The sequence below is a fragment of the Chryseobacterium sp. 2987 genome (genome assembly GCF_031456375.1).
Classification (GTDB): domain Bacteria; phylum Bacteroidota; class Bacteroidia; order Flavobacteriales; family Weeksellaceae; genus Chryseobacterium; species Chryseobacterium vaccae.
The window spans coordinates 45,078-69,263 of the sequence record NZ_JAVDUN010000001.1; the positions used below are offsets into that span (position 1 = coordinate 45,078).

A 24,186-nucleotide genomic window follows, 5' to 3' on the forward strand; every position below is an offset into this window, starting at 1 on the left:
TTTTAATGCTGATGCTTACCTTCAGCCTGAATTGCTCACAAAAAAAAGATAACATGCAAAACAAGATAGAAATTAATTCAAAAAATATAGTAGAAGAGATCACCAGAAAAGTAAAACACTATGACTATGAGCCTAGATATTTTATAGAGATCGGTCAGAATATGGGCAATGCCGAAATCTTTGTGAACGGACTGCCGGTTTACAGAAATTTTGAAGAAGAATCAGTTAGTACTTCGGTAAGTATTAATCACTGTATTTTCAGATCGGGAGTGCAGAAAATTACCTATAAAATATATAGCGACAGTCCTGATCATGCATTCCTAGAAATCAATGTTAAAGAATTTGATAACAAAAAACATGACGCTCCGGGAAAAGAAGTAATCATGCACAGAAGCCAGGCATTGGTGAAGAATACTGATTATAACATCAAACCTTACGAATATACTTTTGAATTTAAAGCGGCTGTCCCCTATCAGCTGGATCAGCCCAAAGAATATAAGAGTCTGAAAAAACTAGGGAATGAGGTGCTTAACGAAGAATTAAAAGAAAGATACAGCAAGATTAAAAGCTTATACGAAAATAAAGATATTGACGGGCTAGCCAGAGCTGTTTATCCAAGCATGAGCAACCAGTATATTTCAGAATACAATGACAGTACTGTAAATATTGGCTGGAACGAGCTGACCGAGGTTTATAAAAACTCCACCCTCAAAATGCAGGATGCAGAATCTTACGATACAGAGATCAGTGAAGACGGAAAATTTGCAAGATTCATCCAGAAAAGTACAGATCCAAGGCTCAAGCACAGAAGTGTGCTCTGGGGACTGTATAAAGTAGGAGGGAAAACAAAAGCCATGTTCAACAGCAGTTCTTTTTATCTTACGGAAGGAAAGACAAAACTTGAGATTTATTAAACAAAATACCCATAGAAAACCCAATGAAGCAGATCCTGATTATTTTTAGCTGTCTGATTACCTTAACCTGCTGTTCTCAAAAGAAAGAGGATACAGAACTTACTGGCAAATGGGTAGGAAAGGTTAAAGAATCCACAACCCAAAATGCAGTGGAGAAAATCGTACTTGAATTTACCAAAGACGGAAAATATATTCAGCATACCGGAGAAGGAAAGATGAAGCATACCACAGAGTCATCTTACAAAACAGAAAACGGGAAAGTGATCATTACGGAAACAGAAACCGGTGAAAAAACAGAAGTAAAATATGCTGTTAAAAATGATACGCTGACCATTGTATTCGAAGGAGTGGAAAATAAATTCGTAAAACAGAAATAAAGAGAAAGTAAAATCCTATGACTTTTTTCGGATATTTTGTTGTCATAATCACCCTATTTTCTGTATACGCAGGATATAGAATTTTCAGTAAGGTAATCCGGGTCAGAAATAGAGATAAGAAAGAGGGAAGTATCCTGGAAAAAGGATTTCTTCTTTTTTTTGTATGCCTGATCATGGTTGTGATCAATAGCCTTACTTTCGTGTTGTCGTACAGCTTTTTCTGGGAAAAGGGCTACAGAACTTTAAGCGAAAACAGATATGAAGCAGTTGTTACCGGCTATAAAAAGGAGATGGTCAAAAGCCAGAACTTCCGTAATTCTTCCTATTCCGATAAACCGGTATATTTTCCTGAAGTAGAATTTACCAATGGAGAAGGGAATAAAGTAACCAAAACATTGGATATTGCAGAGAATAATCCACCGAAGATCGGGCAGCACCTTCAGATCACTGATAAGAGCTCTGAAAACAGCGCCAATGCCATCGATCTCAACTGGATCATGTTCTTTTTTGGAAGTATTTTTACAGGAATATCGGCATTTTTCGCCTGTTTACTGTTCTCTTATACCACAGAACAAACCATGAAAAAGAGAATATCTGTATCTGCATACTTCGGATTGCTGATTCTGCTGATTAATATAGGCTGTGTGGTCATTATTTATCTGAAACAGTAATAAAACCAGACTTTTCCTGTTGTTTTTTAATGAAAATTCAGAATCTTTTAATTTGAAATAAAACGTATTTTTAAACTTTCTGTCTGTGGTATAAAATATTCAGCGGATAATGATAACATAACCATGAGAAACAAAAGAAAAGTATCATATATAGGATGGGCAATTTTTGCAGTCCTTCTGCTCTGTCTGATCTATTTTATTTTATGGGTTGCAGTTTTTAAAGAGAAGATGCCTTTACATCACGTAATGCTGAACATAGCCCAGAATTATGATGCCTACGCAGAACAGCTGTTTGTATTTTTTCCTCTGGCATTTTTTGTTTTCATCGCACTGGTTTTGATGAAGCCTACACCTGCCAAACGTTTTCTCAGGCTTCAGGCTTCTCTGCCTACGTCAAAAATAAAATCGCTGGCTAAGGGTCTTGTGGAAATTGAAGGAACACTGATGATGGATAAACCACTTATTTCTCCGGTAGATGGTGAAGAATGTATAGGATATTATTATACTATAGAAGACATTGAAAGAGATTCGGACGGGAAAGATTCATACAGAACCATTCACCGCGAAACCCAATGTAATCCTTTCCGGATACAGGATGATACCGGAATGATAGACATAAAACCGGAAGGCATAGAGCTCATCCTTCTGGCAGAAACCAATGTAAGCCGGGGCAATAATAAAAGATACACAGAAACCCTTCTGAAAAACGGGCAGAAAATGCTTTTGGTAGGATATGCCGATGCTGAAGACGGAACGACTTTCATCAGAAAAGATGACCATTACAAAATATTAGGGATCACTTCCGCATCAGGAATTACCATCTGGAATAAATATCAGCCCCTGTTGAGGTCTTTCATGTTTACCTGTACAGCCGTGATCATAATGATTATTTATATACTTTTACAATAATGAATCAGACTACCGCAATAGCATTTTCAATACTCCTGGTGATCGCCGTGATCAGCTTTTTTATCAATATTTATAATAAGCTGGTTCTGCTCAGATTTAATATCGAAAAAGCTTACAGTAATATAGATGTCGTTCTGAAACAGAGAGCAGATGAAATCCCCAATCTGGTCAATGTAGCCAAAAGCTATATGAATTATGAAAAAGAAATTCTTACCCACCTGACAGAGCTCCGGTCTTCTTACAGAAATGCTACAGATTCCGATCAGAAGACAGGATTGGCCAATGAAACTTCAAGAGCTCTTCAATCTTTCTTCGCGGTATCTGAAAACTATCCGGAATTGAAGTCCAACAATAATTTTCTGGAGCTGCAGAAAAGAATCACCGAACTTGAAAATAAAATTGCAGACCGCAGAGAATTCTTTAACGACAGCGTTAACCTATACAATATCGGGATTCATGAATTTCCCAATGTGATCTTTGCTAAACTGTTCGGATACAAAAATAAAACCCTGCTGGAAATCCCTGATTCAGAAAAACACTATGAAAATGTTCAGTTTTAATACCTTCTTCGGGCTGGAACAGGAACTGACAGAGCATCCCGAAACTGTAATTTTTGCCGCTATGTTCCTGCCATTGATATTGGCCGTACTCCTGATACCCATAGCCTGGATATTCAGAAAATTGAAAGTGAATATGTACCTCATTCAGGCATTGTATTACACGCTGCTTTTTACCTTTATATTGGGAGCTGTTGCCATATTTGTTCTTTTCCTCACCACTGATAAGAACGGTATTAAACTCGCCTACTGCTGGCTGGTCATTTTCATAGGAATGCTCACCTTTTCACTAGTAAATACATCTACGCTTAATAAAATGTTTACGGATTGGGGGAAAACAATCAAGACAAAAAAATGAATTAAAAATTGTGTGACAAACAGAAAAAGGAATGAACATTTCAAGGTGATCTCATTTGAAAGAAGGCAATCTTTATTGAATAAAGATGGGCTTTAGCCCATCATATATCCATCCCTCTTTATGAATCAAAGATTTTGTGGAAAAACCAAAAACAAGGAATGAATCTGTTAGGGTAATCTCATTTGAAAGAAGGTAATCTTTATTCAATAGGAACGGGCTTCAGCCCGTTCACAACCAAAACATTCCATAATCATTAAAACAAAAAGACCGGCTTAACCGGTCTCATTATAATATGGTATTCAAAATTATTTTACTAAAAATTTCAATGTTGATTGATCCAGTTTCAATAAATAAACCCCTTGTCCAATATTTCCGGTTTTAATAGAATTCCCGTTTTTAAAAGGCTGGTCAATAGTCTGAAGAGGTCTTCCCTGAAGATTATAGATTTCTGCTTTTTTGATATTCTGAACATTTCCTTTCACAAAGATTTCCTGCCCTGAAATTGGATTAGGGTAAACCTGAAGCTCCTGAACCGGAGTATCGGCAGAAAGCGTTCTGCTTTGTTTGGAAGTTCCTGAATAGCAGGTCCATTTCAGATCATCAATAGCAATTCTGTTGCCTGAAGAATTATTAACCAGGCTCACCGTTACATTTCCGGAAATATTAATATTACTGATTGTTGTTGTAGTTGCGGTTGTGCTGTAAGGAACTGTTCCAACAGTGGTTCCGTTTACTTTTACGTCTAAGTTTCCGTTGCTTCCTGAAAACTTCAATTGGGTAGTTACCGTTAATGATCCGATTCCATTGGCTGAGCTGCCTGAAGTTAAAGAACCATTTCTCACCGTAATAGCTTTATTGCTAATCGTTTGATCCGTTCTGGCATCTGTGGCGGTCCATGAAATACCTCCGTTTGTCCATGTTCTTGTTGTGTAAGAGGCATTGGCTGCCGGGATTGATTCAAATGTTTCGTTGATACAGTCTGTTCCCGGATTAGGATTAGGATTAGGATTAGGATTAGGATTAGGATTAGGATTAGGATTAGGATTAGGATTAGGTGTTCCCGGATTGGAAGATCCCCAGATCAGGTTCACATAATTCGGATTGTCAATAAACGGATTTCTGTTTCCCTGATATTTATAGGATGCATTATTTCGGTTAACTTCTGCCGGAGAAACGGGATCCTGATTATGCCATGCGAGAAGAACATTCAGCTCCCAGGTCTGAAGCCCCGGAAATGTGGTGTTTCCAAGCATATTCCCTGAAGAAAATGAAGAAAGCTTGCTTTGGTAGCGGGTTACAAAATAGAAAATCATACGGGCTACATCCCCTTTAAACTCATCAATCGGTTCAAATACAGTACCCGAATAGCCTGAAGAAGCAGAACTGCCGAGTTTAGAACCGTTTTTCGAAGTAAATGTTGCCGTTCCTACTTTCCCGAAAGGATAATTGCTTCTCATTCCGTTCACTTTTCCGTCAGTGGCACGAATGAAATGAATATCTGAAACCATTGGCGCCGATTGATTGAATAAGCTTTGAGGAACAATATGTTCACGGTTGTAGCAGTCGCCTTCCGTTCCGTAAGTTCCGCATTGGTTAGTTCCCGGAGTATACTTGTAAGGATCGGTTCCGGCTGGCTTCTCTGAATAAATATCCATGATAGAGCCGTCATTTTCATAATTTTTATCAACATCAGTGGTTTTGTAGCCGGTCCACAAACCGTTATAACCTTTGTCCTGATGCCCGTTGGTAATGATGGTGCTTAATGCCGTTTTCAGCGATGCTCCACTCAATCCGCTGGCTGAATTGTAATACCCTGCAGGAGCCTGGGCATTGGCAAACCCCGCTATTACAGTGAATAAGATGATTTTTTTCATATCAATAAAATTTCCGTAAGATTACTACATTTCATTGAATAAAAAATGACATTACCGTTAATTTTGAATGAACAGCCTTCTTATTTTATATGCTGAGAATAATACGTAAAATCTAGCAGGTTTCAAAGACCTGTTAGGTTTAGAAATAACAACAATAACAAACAAAAAACCGGTACAAAAAAATGTACCGGCTATATATCATAATAAATTGAAACTTATTTTTTCTGTGGCGGATAATTCTTCATAATCTCAGCCATAATTTCCGGGATTTGTCTCTGTTTAGCTTTTGGAGAATCTACAGAAATTCCGCTTCCGATTCCCTGCCATACCAGTTTGTTACTTCTTGAATCAATAAGATCTACAATGATTGCCCCTTCGTTATAGTTGCTGGTCCATGTTCTGCTCATGCCAACACCCCATCCGAAAGGTCCGCCCCATCCATACATCCCGTAAGGAGTATTATTGGTAATATCAGTGACTTTTTTGTGGTTGGCTTTTACATTAACAATCAGATCAGGATTTTCTCCGGATTGAAGACCTTTGCTCTGAAGTTGCCTCGACAGTTCATTCAGAACCCTGTCTTTATCAATGTCATTTAATTTCAGGTCGTCAATTCTTATTTTATACGTTTTATACGTAGTAAAATTTGCAGTCTCAGCATAATCTGAACGTACCTGGAAAGGACTACACGATGTAAGGGCTAATGAAGCCGATGCTAACAAAATAAAAATATATTTTTTCATTTTATTTATTTTTTTTATCGTTTTTTATGAATGTATCAGTCTTTTTATCGTACCCGTAAGGACAGTGTCTGCAGCCGCTTTTACAGCAATATCCTCTTTTCAGATGGAATTTCTCTGTAAAAACCTTGTACCCCTGTTCATTATAGTAAAAGTCTTCACCTTCTTTGATGTCATAATGGGCCATAAGTTAAATCTCTAAGTCAAAAAAACTTTATATTTGTTATATGATAATTGTATGCCAAAAGCCATTAAAAAAACTTAAAATTAACGGCATTGCTCTTTTTCCCTTTATCTTCATTAGGAAACCCGAAGATAAGGAAAATAAAATACTTATCAATCACGAAAAAATCCATTTAAGACAGCAGATGGAGATGCTGATCATTTTCTTTTATATAGTCTATGTTATTGAATATTACTACTGGTTTTTCAGATTAAAAGACGGCTATCTTGCCTACAGAAGAATTTCATTTGAAAGAGAAGCTTATACTAATGAATCTGATTTAGGTTACCTTAAAAAAAGAAAGTTCTGGAATTTCAGAAAATACCTGTAACGGTTTACTTCTTGTTTTCCCATTCTTTGTCAAAATCCTGCTGCTTTTTTTCAGGGGCGAAATAGCTGTCCCGGTTTCTGCCCATATCATAAGAAATCGCTTTTTCTATCATGAGATTGAGATCCGGAATGATCCAATCCGGAGAACCTTTTTTCTCCTGTCCGTTGGTATACACTTTAATTGCTTTTCCATCACTCATTTCTACCTTCATCAACAGGCAAGGGCTCATATATCCCGAGCATGAATGCCCCGTATATACTTCCCGGGCTGCCGTACCATCATTAAATGTAATATTAAGTTCAAGATAGTTTCTGGGCTGGGTTGATTGTACGCCATAGCGGGCATAACTTTCAATAGTTTTGATGGTTTTTAAATAATTGATTGTATTTTGACGGCTTTCACTGATATATCCGGGATACATCGTACTTTGCGTATGATTTTCGATTTGCTGGTCAACCTGTGCATTGAACATACTGATGATCTTGTCATTGGATTGATCCACCTTATCAAATTCAGATTTTGAACCAAAAGGATTCCCTAAAAACGCATACAGGATACCGGCTGATAATCCTGCAATGATAAAAATAATGCCAATAGGATAGAACTTTTTCATGGTGGGTCATATTTTTGTTTACACTAATGTACAACAAAATAGTTCTGACTCCTGATCCCGCTAAAAAAGTTACTTTCAACGAATTAAAGCATCTGAAGTTCGGCTTTTATATTTTCTATAGCCTGAGTTTCATATAGGCTTTTGAATTCTTCTGTTTTAAAGATCCCGTCAAGTTCCAGAAAATGTTTCAGCACTTTTTTTCGTCCGGGCTTATAGAGAAAATCAGGATAGATAGAATATTCTTTACGGATTTTCCGGCTGTAATCGAGATAAGTTTCCAGATCTTTCCCCAAAACAGAAAGATCAGCATCCAGAAGATAGTTGGTATCATGATCATCAGATTTCTGATGGGTTTTTGTAGCAATGATCTGATTTTGAATTTTTAAAATTTTATCCTGAGAAAGTTGTAATTTCTCAAGCCTTAGTACAGCATATGCTGCGCTTTTTTCTTCATTGGACTTTGAAGAAGCATCATAAATAACATCATGATAGAATACAGAAAACAGAATCTCATCAAAACTGGAGATTTTGTCTCTTACAGTTTCAAGTTCATGAATCATATTTTCAAGATGAAGAAGATGATGATAATGTCTGCCTTTTTCAGAATACTGAACATCAATTTCCTGCCAGCAAGAGCTGATAAGGTTCTTATCTTTTGTAAAAGAAAGAGAGAGCTGTTCAAATGTTTTTTTCAGATCCATGATTCATTAAGATAAAAAAAGGAACTTTTAAAAAGTTCCCTGATTTGCTTCCAATACTGCTTTTAGCTCAGCCCAGCCTCCGCCGTTATGACCGTCTTTCAGGCCTTGGCCGTTAAGATATTCCAATGCTTTTCCGCTTCTGTTACCACTTCTGCAGAATAAGATCACCGGTTTTTCAATGGATAAGATTTCTTCTTTTCTATCTTCTACTTCACCAAGAGGAATATTTTTCGCTCCCTCAATATTCCCGTCCATTTCAAGTTCCATTGGCTCACGAACATCAATTAGTTCATAATTTCCTGATTGTATTACTTCTATTAAAGACATAACTGTTTAATTTTAAATATTAAAAATATGAACGAAAATACACAATTTTTTCTGAAAACTTTCTACTGCATCCAAATATTCATCCGCTTCATCGGATCAACGAAGTTGATTCTGTTCTTAGTCCCTTAAAAATCGATATTGCCTATAAATCATCTTTGCGTTTCCAAAAAAATCTGCATTTCCAACAGTTTCTTATTCAATTGAACATTGATAAAATAATATTAATTTTGCAAAGTGGAAATCCTGAACACCGGTGCCGAAAAATACTCACAGCTGATTAAATCTAAAGCAGAACGTTTTGGATTTCAGAACTGCGGTATTTCAAAAGCTGATTTCCTGGAAGAAGATGCACCCAATCTTGAAAAATGGCTCAAAAATAATTTTCATGGCGAGATGAAGTACATGGAGAATCATTTTGACAAAAGATTAGATCCAAGGCTGCTGGTGGAGGGCTCCAAATCCGTCATCTCACTTTCCTATAACTATTTCCCTGAAGAAAAAATCTCTGCACTGGAGAACTATAAGATCTCCAAATATGCTTATGCAGAAGATTATCATGAAGTGGTTAAAGAAATTCTTCGTGAAATGGTGGCAGAACTTCAGGAAGAAATAGGCGAGTTCGGATTCAGGGTTTTTGTGGATTCAGCACCTGTGTTGGAAAGAAGCTGGGCCAGAAAATCAGGAATAGGCTGGGTTGGTAAAAATGCAAACCTCATCACCAAACAGAACGGCTCTTTTTACTTTCTGGCAGAAATTATCTGTGATCTTGAACTTGTTCCGGATCATGCCGTGACGGATCACTGCGGAACATGCAGGAAATGTATTGATGCCTGCCCTACAGATGCCATTGTATCTGAAAAGATCATCGACGGAAGCCGCTGTATTTCCTATGCCACCATAGAACTGAAGAATGAAATTCCGGATCATTTTAAAAATAAAATGGAAGACTGGATGTTCGGATGTGATATCTGCCAGGATGTATGCCCGTGGAACCGGTTTTCTGCGCCTCATCAGCAGAACAGATTTGCTCCCAATGAAGCCTTGAAAAATTTCAAAAAAGAAGAATGGAAGGAAATTACCCAGGAAATATTCTCCGGAATCTTCAGAAAATCACCTGTGAAAAGGACCAAATTTGCCGGTCTCAAGCGAAATATTGAGTTCCTTGAAAAATATTCAGATAAAAATTAGCCTGGATTGCAGCGGACGTTCCCTCGTCTGGAATTTTGAGGTTCCAAAATCTAAAAGGATAATCGTCCATTCCTTAAGTTTTCAGTCTTAAAGAGGTTAGATTTAATACGGTAAGAATCTTTATAACATCTTTCCTAAAAAGAAAAATTGACTTTCAGGAGACTTAAGTCCCACAGAAAATCAACGTTTTTTTTGTACTCTTTTAGGAGCTGTTTTTACTCTTATTTTAAATCTTTTTTGTGATTTAGTGTTTTTACGCATATTTGTGAATATTTCGTAACTAAATATACTCATTTTTCGGATTAAAACAAATACTTTTACTGAAAATTATAGATTAAATTTTATTAAAACATGACTGTGAAAATGATATTAATGTATGTCCTGAAAACCATAGGCGTAATTTTGGGAATTATAATTGTATATGTTGCATTAGGCCTTGCGCTTCCGCTTATATCCGTTTCTGCCAAAAATGACGGACAGGAAAAGGTTATTCCCATCTATATTTATACCAACGGAGTGCACACCGATATTGTGATGCCTGTGAAAAATGATCTGCAGGACTGGAGCCAGAAAATTCCTTTCAATAATATTAAATCGAAAAAAACAGATTACAGCTATATTGGAATAGGCTGGGGGGATAAAGGATTTTACCTTGATACACCCACCTGGGCCGACCTTAAGTTCTCAACAGCCGTGAAAGCCGCCTTCTGGATGAGTGAGTCAGCCATGCATTGCACTTATTACAGAACGATGAAAGAAGGGGATGACTGCAAAATGATCATGATCAGCAGAAACCAGTATAAGGATCTGGTGAAATTCGTAGAAGATAAATTTGACAGAGATCAGAACGGAAACTTCATCCTGATTCCTACCAATGCGGTTTATGATGATAACGACGCATTCTACGATGCTAAAGGAACGTACAGCTTCCTGTATACCTGCAATACCTGGTCAAACGATGCTCTGAAAGCAGCCGGACAGAAAGCCGCCCTGTGGACCCCAACCGATTTTGGAATTTTCCGCCATTATAAATAACGGCAAATGAAGCTTCTGCTTGTAATTTTCAGTGTTTTTCTCCTGTTTTCCTGCGGTAATGAGCCTAAATTTATACCGGTAAAAAATGTTACAGATAAATCAACTGTTCAGACTGAAAAAAAGCCGGAAGCTGATCTGTCTGAAATAGCAGCCAAAGCAGAAGAAGCCCTGAGATGCTGCACCGCGACGAAGATGAATACAGATTTCTGTATCCTGATCGATATGAGCCTGCATTCCGGGATCAAAAGATTTTTTGTCTGGGATTTTAAAAATAAAACTATTTCAAAACAATATCTGGTTGGGCATGGATGTGGTACGAATTCCTGGAGTGCTGATGGGTCTAAAGCCAATCCACAGTTCAGTAATGAAGATGGAAGCCATCTTTCCGCATTGGGAAAATATAAGCTTGGAGAAAGAGGGTACAGCAATTGGGGAATTAATGTGAAATACCTGATGCACGGCCTTGAAAAAACCAACAACAATGCTCTGAGACGCTTCATTGTCTTTCATTCGTGGGATTTGATGAGTGATGAAGACGTATTTCCGAAAGGTTCTCCGGAGGGCTGGGGATGTCCCACCATTTCCAATAATGCCATGAAAGAAATTGACCCTATGCTGCAGAAAGCCGGAAAACCCGTTTTAATGTGGATTTATCAGTAAATAAAAAACAATGAAGCACCGCTTTTACAGAGAACAGCAGCTTAACTGCAGCCTGGAAACCGCCTGGAAATTTTTCTCTTCAGCCAATAACCTGTCAGAGATCACCCCGGAAGATATGAACTTTACGGTAATCACCACAATGGAAAATGATGAGATTTACGAAGGAATGCTCATTGACTATTACGTTTCCCCTTTATTGGGTATTAAAATGAAATGGCAGACCGAGATCATTCAGGTAGATCCTCAAAAAAGTTTTACCGATTTTCAGAAAAAAGGACCTTATAAACTATGGCATCATCATCATGAATTTATCCCGAATGAAAAAGGAGTATTGATGAAAGATACTATAGATTATGAATTGCCAATGGGATTTCTTGGAAATATAGCCCACCGTCTTATGGTAAGAAATAAACTGAAACAGATCTTTGATTACCGCTATCAGGTATTGGAGAAAATGTTTGGAGAAAAATAATTCTGAAATTAAATTCAGATAAGATGAAATGAATTCATGGTGTTCATTTTTTCAACTTTAAATAAATGGTGAAGTATTTTGTATGTTTAAAAGTTTCCCACGGATTCCACAAATTACGCTGATGTTTGTGGATATTTTAAAAGCCTGCAGATTGGGCAGATCACGCAGATTTTTTTAATCAGCCCAATAAAAATCGTAGATTTTTAAAGAGCTTATGTGAACTTGTTAAAAATCAAAGTGTTAAAATATTTTGTGCCTAAAAGATTTTTCCCATACACATAATCTCTTAAAATGAGACTTTTGAATACCCTCAAAGTTTTTTCTGGTAAAACTCTCATTGTTTAAGTTTTTTTAACATTTAAAAGACCGTGAACCTCGTCTGAAATCCATAATTTTGCAGAACTATTGTTTTTACTGAAAAACTAAGTATTCTTTTGACATGGCAGGCCTGAAGTCATTTATCTTTTTTTATTTCATGTTGGTTTTTACCCTTTTCAATTCGAAATGGGCAGAAAAATCATTGCAGAATGTTCCATGTGTACCTCAGGTAGGCAATGTTCATATCCTCGATTTTTACGAAGAAACGGATATGAATGCCCATGCCGTGTCTGCAGTTTCTAAAATTGTAAAAAATGCGGCCCGCAAAATTGATGAAGCATCCGGTGACTTCTCAGCAATTGAAAAAATCACTTCAAAAATTACGCTCCCGGATATTGCCGTTTCATCCATCTGCGGTGTCAAATCCTTTCTCCATCTTCTCCAGTTGTACTAGTTTAAGTTATTGAAAACCAATTTATTTTAACGAAATTTTATAACTTAAACAACTTAAGATGTATTCTAAAAACGTAATAATTTGCATTCTTGCAATATTATTCGCTGTGTCATGCAGTAAAGACAACAAAAAAAACAAAAATAAAGAGAAGGAAGTTCCCGTGCTGGAAATCAAAGAAAAAGATACTCTTGTGAATAACCAGTTCGTAACCGATATTCAGGCCAAGAAAAATGTGGATATCCGTTCCAGGATAGGAGGAATTATCCAGCATATCTATGTTAATGAAGGCCAGTTTGTGCATCAGGGGCAGCCATTATTCAAAATCAATGATGCCGAACTGCAGATGGAATTGCTGAAAGCAGATGCTGCTCTGAAGCAGGCAGATGCTGATGTACGCATTGTAGAGGTAGAACTGAAGCAGATTCAAAGCCTTCATGCTAAGAAATTTGTAGCCAATAATGAGCTGGAAATGGTAAAGGCTAAACTTTCATCAGCCAAAGCAAAATACGCCTATGCTGATGCTGAACGAAGAACCGTTTTACAAAAGATAAGCTTTACAAAAATTACAGCTCCTTTTGACGGCGTGATTGATGTAATTCCACACAAAGACGGAAGTCTTGTAGAAAACGGAATCCTGCTTACCACGCTTTCACAGCTTAACGAAGTTTATGCTTACTTTTCTATTCCGGAGAATTTATACTTTGAACTTTTGGCCAATGATAAGATCGGAAACCATCAGAAAATTGAGCTTACCCTTCCGAACGGAGTCAATTATCAGTTCAACGGAGCCTTAAAAACAGCTGAAGGAGAAATCGACAGAACTACAGGTTCCATCCGGTATAAAGTACTCTTCCCAAACCCGGACCGTCTCATCAAGCACGGTACTTCAGGGAGGCTTATTATTTCCGAACAGCAGGATAATGCCATCCTGATCCCACAGAAATCAACATTTTCTATTCAGGATAAAACCTATGTATTTGTCGTGGATAAGCAGAATAAAGTAAAAATGACCAGCATTAAGATCGGAACCACTTTAAGAGATTCTTATATGGTGGAAAGCGGTCTTAAAAAAGGAGACGTGATCATTTATGAAGGAACACAGTCTTTAAAAGACGGCGATATCATTAAAATCAAAAAGAAATATTAACCTTCATCTTTAAATCAACTTACCATGGTAGAAATGTTTATAAGACGAAAGGTTCTTTCGTTGGTTATTTCCATTGTATTCGTATTGTTGGGAATCATGGCATTGATGAAAATGCCGATCACTCAGTTTCCTGATATTGTACCACCTTCTGTAACGGTAACCGCAAAATATACAGGAGCCAATGCCGAAGTGTCGGCCAATGCGGTGGCGCTTCCTTTAGAACGGGCCATCAACGGGGTTCCCGGAATGACGTATATGTCAACGGTAACTTCCAATGACGGGCTTACCCTGATTCAGGTTTTCTTTGAAGTGGGAACGGATCCCGATGTAGCAGCAGTAAACGTCCAGAACAGGGTAACCACTATCCTCGATGAACTTCCGGAAGAAGTAATCCGGGCCGGGGTAACTACTGAAAAAGAGGTAAACAGTATGCTGATGTACCTTAATATTACCAGCACAGATCCCAGTCAGGATGAGCAGTTCATCTACAACTTTACAGATATCAACGTACTTCAGGAGCTGAAACGTATTGACGGAGTAGGAAGGGCAGAAATTATGGGTCAGAAAGAATACTCTATGAGGGTATGGCTGGATCCGCAGAAGATGGCTGCTTACAATATTTCGGCAGACGAAGTAATTGGTTCTTTGCAGAAACAGAATATTTCGGCAGCACCGGGAAAAGTAGGAGAGACCTCCGGAAAGACTTCCAGCCAGCTGCAATACGTTATTAAATACAAAGGAAAATTCTTTGAACCTAAGCAATACGAAGAGGTTCCGATCAGATCAGATGTCAACGGAACCATTCTCAAGCTTAAAGATATTGCAAAAGTAGAGTTTGGAGCGATGAATTACGGAATGGTTTCAAAAACAGACGGAAGACCTTCTGCCTCCATTATGATGAAGCAGCGTCCCGGTTCCAATGCATCCGAAGTGATTGAAAGCGTAAAGGGCAAAATGGAAGAACTGAAAGGAACTTCTTTTCCTCCCGGAATGGAATATAACATGGCTTATGATGTTTCCCGATTTCTTGATGCCTCTATCAGTGCGGTACTGATTACGCTTATCGAAGCGTTTATTCTGGTGGGAATTGTGGTATTTATCTTCCTGCAGGACTGGCGTTCCACTTTGATTCCGGTTCTTGCCGTACCTGTGGCACTGATAGGGACTTTTGCTTTTATGAGTATGCTGGATTTCTCAGTAAATTTATTGACCTTATTTGCTCTCGTTCTTGCCATCGGGATTGTGGTGGATAACGCGATTGTCGTTGTTGAAGCCGTTCACGTGAAGATGGAGGAAGGGATGATACCGTTGGAAGCTACAATCAGTGCAACCAAAGAAATTGCAGGAGCAGTAGTGGCGATTACCATTGTGATGTCAGCAGTATTTATTCCGGTAGCATTTCTGGATGGTCCGGTAGGAGTATTTTACCGTCAGTTCTCACTGACACTGGCCATAAGTATTGTAATATCGGGGGTAAATGCATTAACCCTTACTCCTGCACTTTGTGCCATTATTTTGAAACCTCACAGCCACGATAGAAAGAAAACGGTTGTTGACAGGTTTTTCCAGAGTTTCAATAAAGGTTTTGAAAAACTAACGGACCGTTATGTAGGTATCCTTTCAAAATTTGCCACCCGTACAGTAGTTACCTTTGGATTACTCTTTTTATTTATGCTTCTGACAGGAATTACCAGCAGGTTCCTTCCCACCGGATTTATCCCGATGGAAGATCAGGGAATGGTGTATGTAAGCGTTACCACACCACAGGGAGCTACGGTTGAAAGAACAGAAACGGTTCTGGACGAAGTAACAGTTATCGCCAAAAAAATTGAAGGCGTAGAAAACGTAACCACCCTTGCCGGATACAGTATTGTAACTGAAATTGCGGGATCTTCTTACGGAATGGCCATGATTAACCTTAAAGACTGGAAAGAAAGGAATATTTCAGTCAATGATCTCATCACAGAACTTTCTGACAAGACAAAAGGTATTGCTGATGCCCAGATTGAGATTTTTGCACCGCCTACCGTTCCGGGATTCGGAAATACGAGTGGTTTTGAACTTCGTTTGCTGGACAGAACCGGAGGAACTATTGAAAATACGGATAAAATCACCAAAGATTTTGTAAAAAAACTGAATGAAGCTCCTGAGCTGCAGAATAATTTCACCAGCTTTGATGCTACGTTTCCGCAATACATGATCAATATGGATTATGATATGGCGGCTAAAAAAGGAATTTCGGTAGATAATGCGATGTCTACTTTGCAGACGATGCTGGGGTCCTATTATGCCACCAACTTTATCCGTTTCAGTCAGATGTATAAAGTAATGGTACAGGCAAGTCCGGAACACAGAGATACTCCGGAAAGCATCCTGAATTTATACCTGAAAAATGACAAAGGTGAAATGGTCCCTTTTTCAACCTTCATTACCATTGAAAAAGTATATGGACCTGAAGTTCTGACGAGGTATAATATGTATATGTCAGCGATGATCAACGGAGAACCTGCTGATGGGTACAGCTCCGGTGATGCCATTGCAGCTGTAGAAAGAGTAGCCAAGGAAACTCTTCCGAGGGGTTTTGATATTGAATGGTCCGGAATGACGAGAGAAGAAATCCTCTCCGGAAATCAGACGGTTTACATTTTCCTGATCTGTCTTTTATTCGTATACCTTTTGCTGGCAGCACAATATGAAAGTTTCCTGCTTCCAATGCCGGTGCTTTTAAGCCTTCCGACTGGTATTTTCGGATCTTATATCGCGCTGGTCCTGACAGGGCTGGATAATAATATCTATGCACAGGTTGCCCTTGTCATGCTGATCGGACTTTTGGCAAAAAATGCCATTCTGATCGTAGAATTTGCCGTAGCCAGAAATAAAGAAGGGTATGATATTATTCCGGCAGCTATTGAAGGAGCGAAACAGCGTTTACGTCCGATCCTTATGACTTCCTTTGCTTTTGTAGCAGGGCTTATTCCGTTGTGTATTGCTTCGGGAGCCGGAGCGGTAGGAAACCGTTCCATCGGTACCGCAGCAGCAGGAGGAATGCTTATCGGAACCATCTTCGGACTGGTGATCATTCCGGGGTTATATATATTCTTTGCGAAACTTGAAAATAAGAAGAAAGATGAAAAGATTAAATCATAAACCTATAGTATATGGAATCATAATGTTGGCACTCACCTCATGTGCTGTTCCGAACGTTGCTGATATTAAAAAAGCCAGAACCCTGCCGGGTGAAGCTGTCCAGACTGAAAATAGTGAAGATAAGTTTCAACCGATCAATCTCAAGGCTTATTTTACAGATCCTCAATTGCAGGAACTTTTTGAAAAAGTAATAGAAGCCAACCCTGATTTTAAGATTGCTCAGCAGCGGGTAGATATTGCCAACAGCTTTCTCCGAAGATCAAAAATGGATCTTCTTCCTTCTCTTGAAATAGGAGCGGCAGCTTCAGGGGACCGTTATGGAAAATATACGATGGAAGGGGTTGGAAATTATGATACAAACCTTTCACCCAATATTGCGGAGGATCAGAAGATTAACCGTGATTTCACTCCGAATTACTGGCTGGGGGCAAGAAGCAGCTGGGAAATAGATGCATGGGGAAAGCTTAAAAATAAAAAGCTGTCTGCCCAGAAGAAATATCTGGCTTCTGCTGAAGGTTTAAGACTGCTGCAGGTAGAACTGTTTACCGATATTGCGAATCTCTATTATCAGTTGGTTGCTTTGGATAACCGGCTGGCTATTTATCAGAAGAACTATAAGCTTCAGCAAAGGGCGTTCGAGATTGTTCTTGCCCAAAGAGAAGTAGGAAAAGCAACGGAGCTGGCGGTGCAGCAGTTTAAGGCTCAGAATAACAACTGGCTTGCTGAGATTGAACATATCAAAGTAGAGATCGTTACAGTGGAGCAGGCGATTACAACGCTGACGGGAAGTTATGGGGGCGGCGTAAAAAGGGGAAAAACTTTGATGCCTACCAATATGGAAATCCTGAATAAAGATATCAATATAGAAGCTGTAATTCATTCAAGACCAGATGTAGCTGCGAATTATTATGTGTTGGAAGCTTCCCAGGCTGATGCAAAAGCGGCAAGAGCTGCCTTTTATCCTAAAATAGATCTGGGAGCAAGTTTTGGGTTGAATGCTTTTTCTGCCGGAACATTCTTCAGGCCTGCATCACTCGCGGGACAGCTGTTGGGAGGGCTTATGGTTCCTGTTTTTAATAAAGGCCAGCTAAAGCATGAATTTAATGTAGCCGGTAAAGAGCAGGAGATCGCTTTTTTAAATTATCAGAAAAGCATTACTACGGCATTTAACGAGCTGCAGTCGATTCTGAAACAAACGAAGATCTATGAGAAGGTATTACAATTGAAGTCTGAAGAAGTAGGATTTCTTGACCGTGGAGTAGAGGTTTCCAATGATTTGTATCTGACAGGCTATGCCAATTATTTTGAACTGATTAATTCTCAGAAAAGCAAACTGACTGCTGAACTGGACCTGCTTCAGTTTCAGCATCAGAATACCAGAAATAACGTTCTGCTGTTTAAGGCATTGGGCGGAAAGCTGGACTAATGCAGATTAATATCTAATCTGTTAATTTTTACTTTTTTTTACGATGCATGAAGCCACCTGAAAAGGTGGCTTCTGTAGTATATTAAAAACGGATTTGCCTGATAAGGCTGTCTGTTTTTGGTTAAAAGATTATTTAACAATCTGAATGTTAACGGCTGAAAAACCTTTTGGAGATTTTTCCTTTTCAAAAGAAACCTTGTTTCCTTTTTTTACCAGTTCTGTACAGCTGTTATTGTGAAAGAATATGTTTTCCTTCGTTTTATCTTCAGTAATAAAACCATATCCTTTCTCGCTGTGGAATGTGATGATTCCTGTTTTACGAGGATCTTCTTCAACAATAGGAGCAGCACCAAGCTGAATCTCATCAAGGTTCACCTCCTGTCTTCCTTCAGGTGGCGTAGAGGTAAGTCTTCCGAATTCATCTACATACATGTAAACATCTTCAAGTTCTTTACCTTTGTTGTTGTTCGTTTTACGTTCTTCGCGTCTTAGCGCCTTTTCTTTTTGTTTTTGAATTTTTTTCTTAAAATTTTCTTTTTTAGAAAAAGAGTCTGCCATAAATTATTTTTAGTATTTAGTTTCCGGGTTAATATAAGTTATTTTAGTCTGCCTAAACGTTGTTGATTCTGCCGCTAGCTTTTTGTTCCGTCTTTTGTATAAGATTCTTAATCATCCGGTTCAGTACTCTGAAATCCTATCATTCATACAAGAATCAAAAGCTAAAAATGCAGCTGCTGAAAAAGCAAAAACTGAAAGAAAAAAGAGGTATTTTAAACCACAACAGAAAGCGAAGGCAGTTTCCTGCTTACTAATTTGTACAAAGGTACGAATAATAAAATGAATGACACCGTTTTAAATATTTGATTATCAAAAATATATTTTCTGAATTAAACGGGCCTTGCTGGTCCTGATCCTGTGTTTCCCTGTATTTTACATCTTTAGAACCTGCTTTCAAAGGCTGAAGCGATGTTCTCAGTCCGAAAATAATAGATTTAGTTGTAGAAAAAATCCCCAGCATGCTGAGGATTGTGGAAAATAATATATTATAAAAATGAAGTGGTGTTATTCATAATATGTTTTTTCTAGCAGCAAATGTTATGCCTAAAGTTCACAAATACTGGAATTTTGTCCTTTGTTCAGTCTGGGAATATACTGTTTTTATAGTGTTTTATAAGTGTATCTTTCTGTGATGTAGTGGGATATAGGAGCATTTTTTAATTTCAAAAAAATGTGAATACTTTTTATTTTTTGACCAGTTTTATAGAGCGTTCACCATGAATTGTAGTTTCCGAAAGATTCACCATGATAGATTTATTTTCATTATCCATCTTTGTTCCAGTAACATAAAACAATATACAATGTCAACACAAGATGTTAAAGGAAAAGTAGTGTTAATTGCCGGAGGAGGCAAAAATTTAGGAGGACTGTTAAGCAGGGATTTTGCTGCAAAAGGAGCAAAACTGGCTATTCACTATAACAGTGAAAGTTCCAGGGCGGAAAGTGAGAAAACACTGGCTGAAGTTCAGGCTTTGGGGGCTGAGGCATTTTTATTTCAGGGAGATCTTACCCAGGTAGACAATATCGCAAAATTCTTTGATGAAACCGTTTCTCAATTCGGAGGAATAGATATTGCGATCAATACAGTAGGGATGGTGCTTAAAAAACCATTTGCGGAAACTACTGAAGCAGAATATGATACCATGTTCAATGTCAATTCAAAATCAGCCTATTTCTTTTTACAGGAAGCCGGAAAAAAATTGAATGATAATGGAAAGATCTGCACTATTGTGACTTCTTTGCTGGCAGCTTATACAGGATTGTATTCTACCTATGCAGGAGCAAAGGCACCGGTAGAGCATTTCACGAGAGCTGCTTCTAAAGAGTTTGGAAGTAGAGGAATTTCAGTAACAGCAGTTGCTCCTGGTCCAATGGATACTCCATTTTTCTATGGCCAGGAAACAGACGATGCCGTAGCCTATCATAAATCAGCTTCAGCATTGGGTGGGCTTACCGATATTAAGGATATTGCCCCTCTGGTTGAATTTCTGGTAACGGACGGGTGGTGGATCACTGGTCAGACTATTTTTGCCAACGGCGGCTATACAACCAGATAGTTTATTTTCGAAATAATGGATGGTGGATAACTGAGTGTTCGGTTATCCATTTTTTATATACACTTGTCAGCTGTTGATATACGCTGTCAGTCAGTTTTTTTCATGATTTTTCTAAATTGGTTTCATGAAAAAGTATTTCTTTCTCCGGTGTGGTCTTTCGGCTATTCTGCTGATGCATAGTGTTATTTCTATTTTTAGCGGTGATGTCAGTAATTTTGGACTTTTTTTTTAGATACTATCGGTTTCAGTCCTTTTGGACTGTATTTGGCATGGATGATAAAGCTTGTTCATCTTGCTTCTGTAGCTTTAATCTGGGTAGATTCATTCATCAGGCCCGTAGCTGTATGTAATATATTGATCTTTATTTTCGGGATTTATTATGTTCACTGGCAGAATGGCTGGTTTGTAGTAGGAGGCGGAACCAACGGGATTGAATTCAATGTACTTCTTATATGCAGCTTTTTACAGTTAATGTTTTCTGAATGTCCGACTGAAAAGAAAAGACACCATTGATAGACGAATACGTTTCTTTGATAGCTATTCTATTTTTATTTTTCATTGAAAGATAGTATTTTGCATTATAAATCATCACAGATTTGAAACCCTACATAAAATCAAAATTATATGTCCATCTGCTTTTTTGGATTCTCTATTATATTCTGGAAGTGTATCTGGATTTCTATTGGTCAAGGTATCAGTTTCCTGGTTTAGAGTGGCAGGTAAGACTTCAGAATACACTGGTTCTGGAGCTGGGGTATCTTTTGGTTAAAATTCCGTTGGCTTATTCACTGCTTTATTTATATGAGAAGATAGAACTGAACAGGTTTTTGAAGCCGGTTCTGTATCTTCTTATGATTGTTTTGGCTGTACTTACTCACAGATTGTTTACCCATTATATCATTTATCCTCATATCTACGGAGCCATTGAAACACTAGACGGGAAACAACCGTCAGGATTTATCAATGGATTGGTGGCTTTCAATTCATTTATGGATCTTATTTTTATGGTAGGTCTGGTTTTCGGGGTTGAAATTACCAGACAGAAGAATCTTCTTAAAGAACAGCTATCCCAGTTGAAAACAGAAAAATTGGATCAGGAACTGACGATGTTGAAGGCTCAGATTAATCCTCATTTCTTATTCAATACCCTTAATAATATTTACGGAATGGCCCTTAAAAAGGCGGATGGCACCCCTGAAGTCATTCTGCAGCTCTCCAAAGTGATGAGGTATAATATTTATGAAGCAGCCAAAAAATCCATTTCTATTGAAAAAGAGGTAGATAATATCCGTGACTTTATCCAGATTCAGCAGATCCGGCATTATGACCTTGAAGTCAGTTTTCATGAAAATGTAGACCGCCCGTTACAGGAAATTTCGCCGCTTATTCTGATACAGTTTGTAGAAAATGCTTTTAAACATGGTGTTTCGGAGAGTATCGGACAGAAATTTATTCATATTGATATTCAATTGAAAGACGGGATCTTCCATTACCGTATTGAAAATTCAAAAGAGGAAAAACCTCATGGCAATTCTACTAAAATAGGGTTGAAAAATATCCGCAGACAGCTTGAACTGCTTTATCCAAAGCATATTCTGGTTGTTGAAGATAAAAAAGACCATTACATTGTACACCTAACTATTGATTTGAATGACACATCCAGCCACTAAAAAATACAATTGCATCATTGTTGAAGATGAACCGATTGCTTCTGATATTCTTGAAAGTTTCGTGAATAAAGACGAAGACCTCCACCTTATAGGAAAATGCGCAGATGCTGTATATGCAGGAACTCTGTTGGGAAGACATTCTATTGACCTGATGTTTCTTGATCTGCATCTTCCGGTAGTAAAAGGTTTCGATCTTCTGAAAAAACTGAAAGATCCACCCCTTGTCATTGTTACGACGGCCTATCATCAGTACGCAGTGGAAGGCTATGAGCTTGATATTGTAGATTATCTGATGAAACCTATTCCGTATGACAGATTCGTGAAAGCGGTGGAAAAGTTCAAATATCTGATCAGTGCTGAAGAAGCGCTTCTGGAAGCTGCAGACCGCGATCATATTTTTATCAGCAGCGGGAAAAAACAAATCAAAATCATTTTGAATGATATATTTTACATCGAAAGCTTACGGGAATATATCCATATTCATACAAAAGCGGGAACAATTACCGTGAAAATGCCGCTCAGCAGAATAGAAGAAAGCCTGGATCCGAAAACGTTCATCCGGATTCACAAATCTTATATTATTTCTAAGTCTAAAGTAGAAGTGAAAACTTCCGCCATGATGCAGGTAAATGGTAAAAAACTGCCGGTAGGAAGAACGTATAAGCCTTTTATTGATTTCAAATAAAATTGATTAAGATTCAGACTGATGAATTTGGTAGATGGCTAAGATCAATTGATAGATGTTTTTTTCAAAGCTTGTACAGAAGATCTACTTTTGGTTAAAGAAACAGAGTAAGTAACACCTTTGACCAGCAATAATTAGAAGATATGAATGTGGAGAGTTAGTATTCGACTGATGAATACACTTGGCTTAATGATCTGTAAGTTCTTAAGCCATTTTTTTTAAAAGTTATAACAGAAACCTCCGGAATATGTCATTCCGGAGGCTTTTTATAATGATGTTATTTTTTCATAAACGGATTATGAAACCTTTATTTCATCTTTATCCCGGATGCTTTTGATCACAAAAAACAGTCCCAGAAGAATAAAAGGAATACTTAGAAGCTGGCCCATATTCAGGCTCATTCCCTGTTCAAAACTCACCTGATCTACTTTGATGAACTCAATAAGCAGTCGCATAACGAAGATCAGTAGTGAACTTATTCCGAAATAAAAACCTTTTCCGACTTTGAACATTCCTTTTTTGTAAATAAAATAAACCAAAGAGAAAATCAAAAAGTAAGAAATGGCTTCATAAAGCTGGGCAGGATGCCTTGGAATATCATCTACTCTGCGGAAAATAAATGCCCAGGGAGCATTGGAAGGAGTTCCGATAATTTCAGAATTCATCAGGTTGGCCAGTCTGATAAAACCTCCGGCCAGAGGGGTAGCAATCGCAATAATATCCAGAATTTTCATAAACTTAATAGAATATTTTCTGGCATAAATAAGAAGCATGATGATCAGCCCGATTCCTCCGCCATGGCTTGCCAGTCCCGCATATCCGGAGAAGAAGTAAGCTCCGTCCGGTCCCTTTTGGATAGGCAGGATAATTTCAAGCGGATGCTGTGAGTAATAATCAAAATCATAAAACAGGCAGTGTCCCAATCTTGCCCCTGCCAGAATACCAATGACAGCGTAAGAAAAAAGGGCTTCATGAGCCTGATTGCTGAGTTTCTCCTCTTTATAAATCTTTTTTAAGATCATATAGCACAAAACAAGCCCTGCGAAAAATAATAAACCATAATATTTAAGAGGAAATCCAAATATGTTGATAATCTCGGGATCTACATCCCAGTTAATGTACAGTAAATTCATTGATAGTAATTGTTGAAATTTCAGGCAAAGATAGAAAGATATTTCTGCGTGGTTACAGTGAAAGAATATGAATTTTTGAATAGAAAAGGTTTTATCCACATCTAATTTATATTGATTCCGGAAGAATCATTTCTTATTTTTG

The 24,186-nt window shown here is 38.0% G+C and carries 27 protein-coding genes; 19 read left to right on the plus strand and 8 right to left on the minus strand.

Translation table 11 applies throughout. The features are described from left to right. Positions 1-53: 53 nt before the first annotated feature. The 6 genes from J2Y40_RS00235 (at position 54) to J2Y40_RS00260 (ending at position 3,786) form a co-directional block, all read left to right on the plus strand. Positions 54-914, plus strand: a complete 861-nt coding sequence (locus J2Y40_RS00235; protein ID WP_153394704.1) for a hypothetical protein — start codon at positions 54-56, stop codon at positions 912-914. Positions 915-937: 23 nt separating this feature from the next. Beyond that, entirely contained in the window at positions 938-1,291 is a 354-nt protein-coding gene (locus tag J2Y40_RS00240; RefSeq protein WP_153394702.1) for a hypothetical protein, read from the plus strand. A 17-nt stretch (positions 1,292-1,308) separates the two neighbouring features. Then, a complete protein-coding gene (locus J2Y40_RS00245) occupies positions 1,309-1,962 on the plus strand; it encodes a hypothetical protein (protein WP_153394700.1) in 654 nt (217 codons plus the stop codon). Positions 1,963-2,085: 123 nt separating this feature from the next. Beyond that, positions 2,086-2,871 carry a hypothetical protein gene (locus J2Y40_RS00250; RefSeq protein WP_309995643.1) on the plus strand — a complete coding sequence of 262 codons (786 nt, stop codon included), beginning with the start codon at positions 2,086-2,088 and terminating at the stop codon, positions 2,869-2,871. Beyond that, the gene (locus tag J2Y40_RS00255; RefSeq protein ID WP_153394696.1) at positions 2,871-3,431 is read left to right on the plus strand and encodes a LemA family protein; all 561 of its coding nucleotides are present in this window, start codon (positions 2,871-2,873) and stop codon (positions 3,429-3,431) included. The genes J2Y40_RS00250 and J2Y40_RS00255 overlap by 1 nt, the downstream gene beginning before the upstream one ends. Continuing rightward, positions 3,418-3,786 carry a hypothetical protein gene (locus J2Y40_RS00260; RefSeq protein WP_185151957.1) on the plus strand — a complete coding sequence of 123 codons (369 nt, stop codon included), beginning with the start codon at positions 3,418-3,420 and terminating at the stop codon, positions 3,784-3,786. The genes J2Y40_RS00255 and J2Y40_RS00260 overlap by 14 nt, the downstream gene beginning before the upstream one ends. Before the next feature lie 305 nt (positions 3,787-4,091). On the opposite strand, the gene J2Y40_RS00265 is transcribed toward J2Y40_RS00260, so the two are convergent. The 3 genes from J2Y40_RS00265 to J2Y40_RS00275 form a co-directional block, all read right to left on the minus strand. Then, positions 4,092-5,660, minus strand: a complete 1,569-nt coding sequence (locus tag J2Y40_RS00265; protein WP_309995646.1) for an endonuclease — start codon at positions 5,658-5,660, stop codon at positions 4,092-4,094. A gap of 215 nt (positions 5,661-5,875) precedes the next feature. Then, a complete protein-coding gene (locus J2Y40_RS00270) occupies positions 5,876-6,403 on the minus strand; it encodes a DUF4136 domain-containing protein (protein ID WP_153394690.1) in 528 nt (175 codons plus the stop codon). 1 nt (position 6,404) lies between these two features. Continuing rightward, positions 6,405-6,587 (minus strand): DUF5522 domain-containing protein, encoded by a 183-nt coding sequence (locus J2Y40_RS00275; RefSeq protein WP_007842321.1) that lies wholly within the window; start codon positions 6,585-6,587, stop codon positions 6,405-6,407. 40 nt (positions 6,588-6,627) lie between these two features. On the opposite strand from J2Y40_RS00275, the gene J2Y40_RS00280 reads away from it, so the two are divergent. Next, positions 6,628-6,954 carry a hypothetical protein gene (locus tag J2Y40_RS00280; RefSeq protein WP_309995659.1) on the plus strand — a complete coding sequence of 109 codons (327 nt, stop codon included), beginning with the start codon at positions 6,628-6,630 and terminating at the stop codon, positions 6,952-6,954. Positions 6,955-6,958: 4 nt separating this feature from the next. Here J2Y40_RS00280 and J2Y40_RS00285 read toward each other — a convergent pair whose 3' ends face one another. From J2Y40_RS00285 to J2Y40_RS00295, 3 genes are all read right to left on the minus strand, one after another. Then, positions 6,959-7,567: a hypothetical protein gene (locus tag J2Y40_RS00285; protein WP_153394686.1), complete on the minus strand. Its 609-nt coding sequence runs from the start codon at positions 7,565-7,567 to the stop codon at positions 6,959-6,961. An 83-nt stretch (positions 7,568-7,650) separates the two neighbouring features. Next, positions 7,651-8,268: a hypothetical protein gene (locus J2Y40_RS00290; protein WP_153394684.1), complete on the minus strand. Its 618-nt coding sequence runs from the start codon at positions 8,266-8,268 to the stop codon at positions 7,651-7,653. A gap of 27 nt (positions 8,269-8,295) precedes the next feature. Then, positions 8,296-8,595: a rhodanese-like domain-containing protein gene (locus tag J2Y40_RS00295; RefSeq protein ID WP_153394682.1), complete on the minus strand. Its 300-nt coding sequence runs from the start codon at positions 8,593-8,595 to the stop codon at positions 8,296-8,298. A gap of 243 nt (positions 8,596-8,838) precedes the next feature. Between J2Y40_RS00295 and queG the strand changes: the two genes are divergently transcribed. From queG to J2Y40_RS00335, 8 genes are all read left to right on the plus strand, one after another. Further along, positions 8,839-9,783, plus strand: coding sequence for a tRNA epoxyqueuosine(34) reductase QueG (gene queG / locus J2Y40_RS00300; protein ID WP_153399843.1), 945 nt, complete (start codon positions 8,839-8,841; stop codon positions 9,781-9,783). A gap of 357 nt (positions 9,784-10,140) precedes the next feature. Further along, the gene (locus J2Y40_RS00305) at positions 10,141-10,818 is read left to right on the plus strand and encodes a TIGR02117 family protein (RefSeq protein WP_394349958.1); all 678 of its coding nucleotides are present in this window, start codon (positions 10,141-10,143) and stop codon (positions 10,816-10,818) included. Between the two features lie 6 nt (positions 10,819-10,824). Then, positions 10,825-11,478: a murein L,D-transpeptidase catalytic domain-containing protein gene (locus J2Y40_RS00310; protein WP_309995668.1), complete on the plus strand. Its 654-nt coding sequence runs from the start codon at positions 10,825-10,827 to the stop codon at positions 11,476-11,478. Between the two features lie 10 nt (positions 11,479-11,488). Then, positions 11,489-11,950 (plus strand): SRPBCC family protein, encoded by a 462-nt coding sequence (locus J2Y40_RS00315; RefSeq protein WP_153394676.1) that lies wholly within the window; start codon positions 11,489-11,491, stop codon positions 11,948-11,950. A gap of 475 nt (positions 11,951-12,425) precedes the next feature. After that, entirely contained in the window at positions 12,426-12,722 is a 297-nt protein-coding gene (locus J2Y40_RS00320) for a hypothetical protein (protein WP_153394674.1), read from the plus strand. A gap of 58 nt (positions 12,723-12,780) precedes the next feature. Next, positions 12,781-13,869 (plus strand): efflux RND transporter periplasmic adaptor subunit, encoded by a 1,089-nt coding sequence (locus tag J2Y40_RS00325; protein WP_153394672.1) that lies wholly within the window; start codon positions 12,781-12,783, stop codon positions 13,867-13,869. Positions 13,870-13,893: 24 nt separating this feature from the next. Further along, the gene (locus J2Y40_RS00330; RefSeq protein WP_309995673.1) at positions 13,894-17,016 is read left to right on the plus strand and encodes an efflux RND transporter permease subunit; all 3,123 of its coding nucleotides are present in this window, start codon (positions 13,894-13,896) and stop codon (positions 17,014-17,016) included. Then, positions 16,997-18,442, plus strand: coding sequence for an efflux transporter outer membrane subunit (locus tag J2Y40_RS00335; RefSeq protein ID WP_309995676.1), 1,446 nt, complete (start codon positions 16,997-16,999; stop codon positions 18,440-18,442). The genes J2Y40_RS00330 and J2Y40_RS00335 overlap by 20 nt, the downstream gene beginning before the upstream one ends. 129 nt (positions 18,443-18,571) lie before the next feature. Here the strand turns inward: J2Y40_RS00335 and J2Y40_RS00340 are convergent, their stop codons facing one another. Continuing rightward, entirely contained in the window at positions 18,572-19,000 is a 429-nt protein-coding gene (locus tag J2Y40_RS00340; protein WP_153394666.1) for a cold shock domain-containing protein, read from the minus strand. A gap of 800 nt (positions 19,001-19,800) precedes the next feature. Between J2Y40_RS00340 and J2Y40_RS00345 the strand changes: the two genes are divergently transcribed. From J2Y40_RS00345 to J2Y40_RS00360, 4 genes are all read left to right on the plus strand, one after another. Next, entirely contained in the window at positions 19,801-20,556 is a 756-nt protein-coding gene (locus J2Y40_RS00345; protein WP_153394664.1) for an SDR family oxidoreductase, read from the plus strand. 273 nt (positions 20,557-20,829) lie between these two features. Beyond that, positions 20,830-21,069 carry a hypothetical protein gene (locus tag J2Y40_RS00350; RefSeq protein WP_309995681.1) on the plus strand — a complete coding sequence of 80 codons (240 nt, stop codon included), beginning with the start codon at positions 20,830-20,832 and terminating at the stop codon, positions 21,067-21,069. A gap of 83 nt (positions 21,070-21,152) precedes the next feature. Then, positions 21,153-22,226: a sensor histidine kinase gene (locus tag J2Y40_RS00355; RefSeq protein ID WP_309995684.1), complete on the plus strand. Its 1,074-nt coding sequence runs from the start codon at positions 21,153-21,155 to the stop codon at positions 22,224-22,226. Next, positions 22,207-22,911 (plus strand): LytTR family DNA-binding domain-containing protein, encoded by a 705-nt coding sequence (locus J2Y40_RS00360; RefSeq protein ID WP_309995687.1) that lies wholly within the window; start codon positions 22,207-22,209, stop codon positions 22,909-22,911. The genes J2Y40_RS00355 and J2Y40_RS00360 overlap by 20 nt, the downstream gene beginning before the upstream one ends. A 296-nt stretch (positions 22,912-23,207) precedes the next feature. Here J2Y40_RS00360 and lgt read toward each other — a convergent pair whose 3' ends face one another. Then, positions 23,208-24,044, minus strand: a complete 837-nt coding sequence (gene lgt, locus J2Y40_RS00365; RefSeq protein WP_153394656.1) for a prolipoprotein diacylglyceryl transferase — start codon at positions 24,042-24,044, stop codon at positions 23,208-23,210. Positions 24,045-24,186 lie beyond the last annotated feature (142 nt).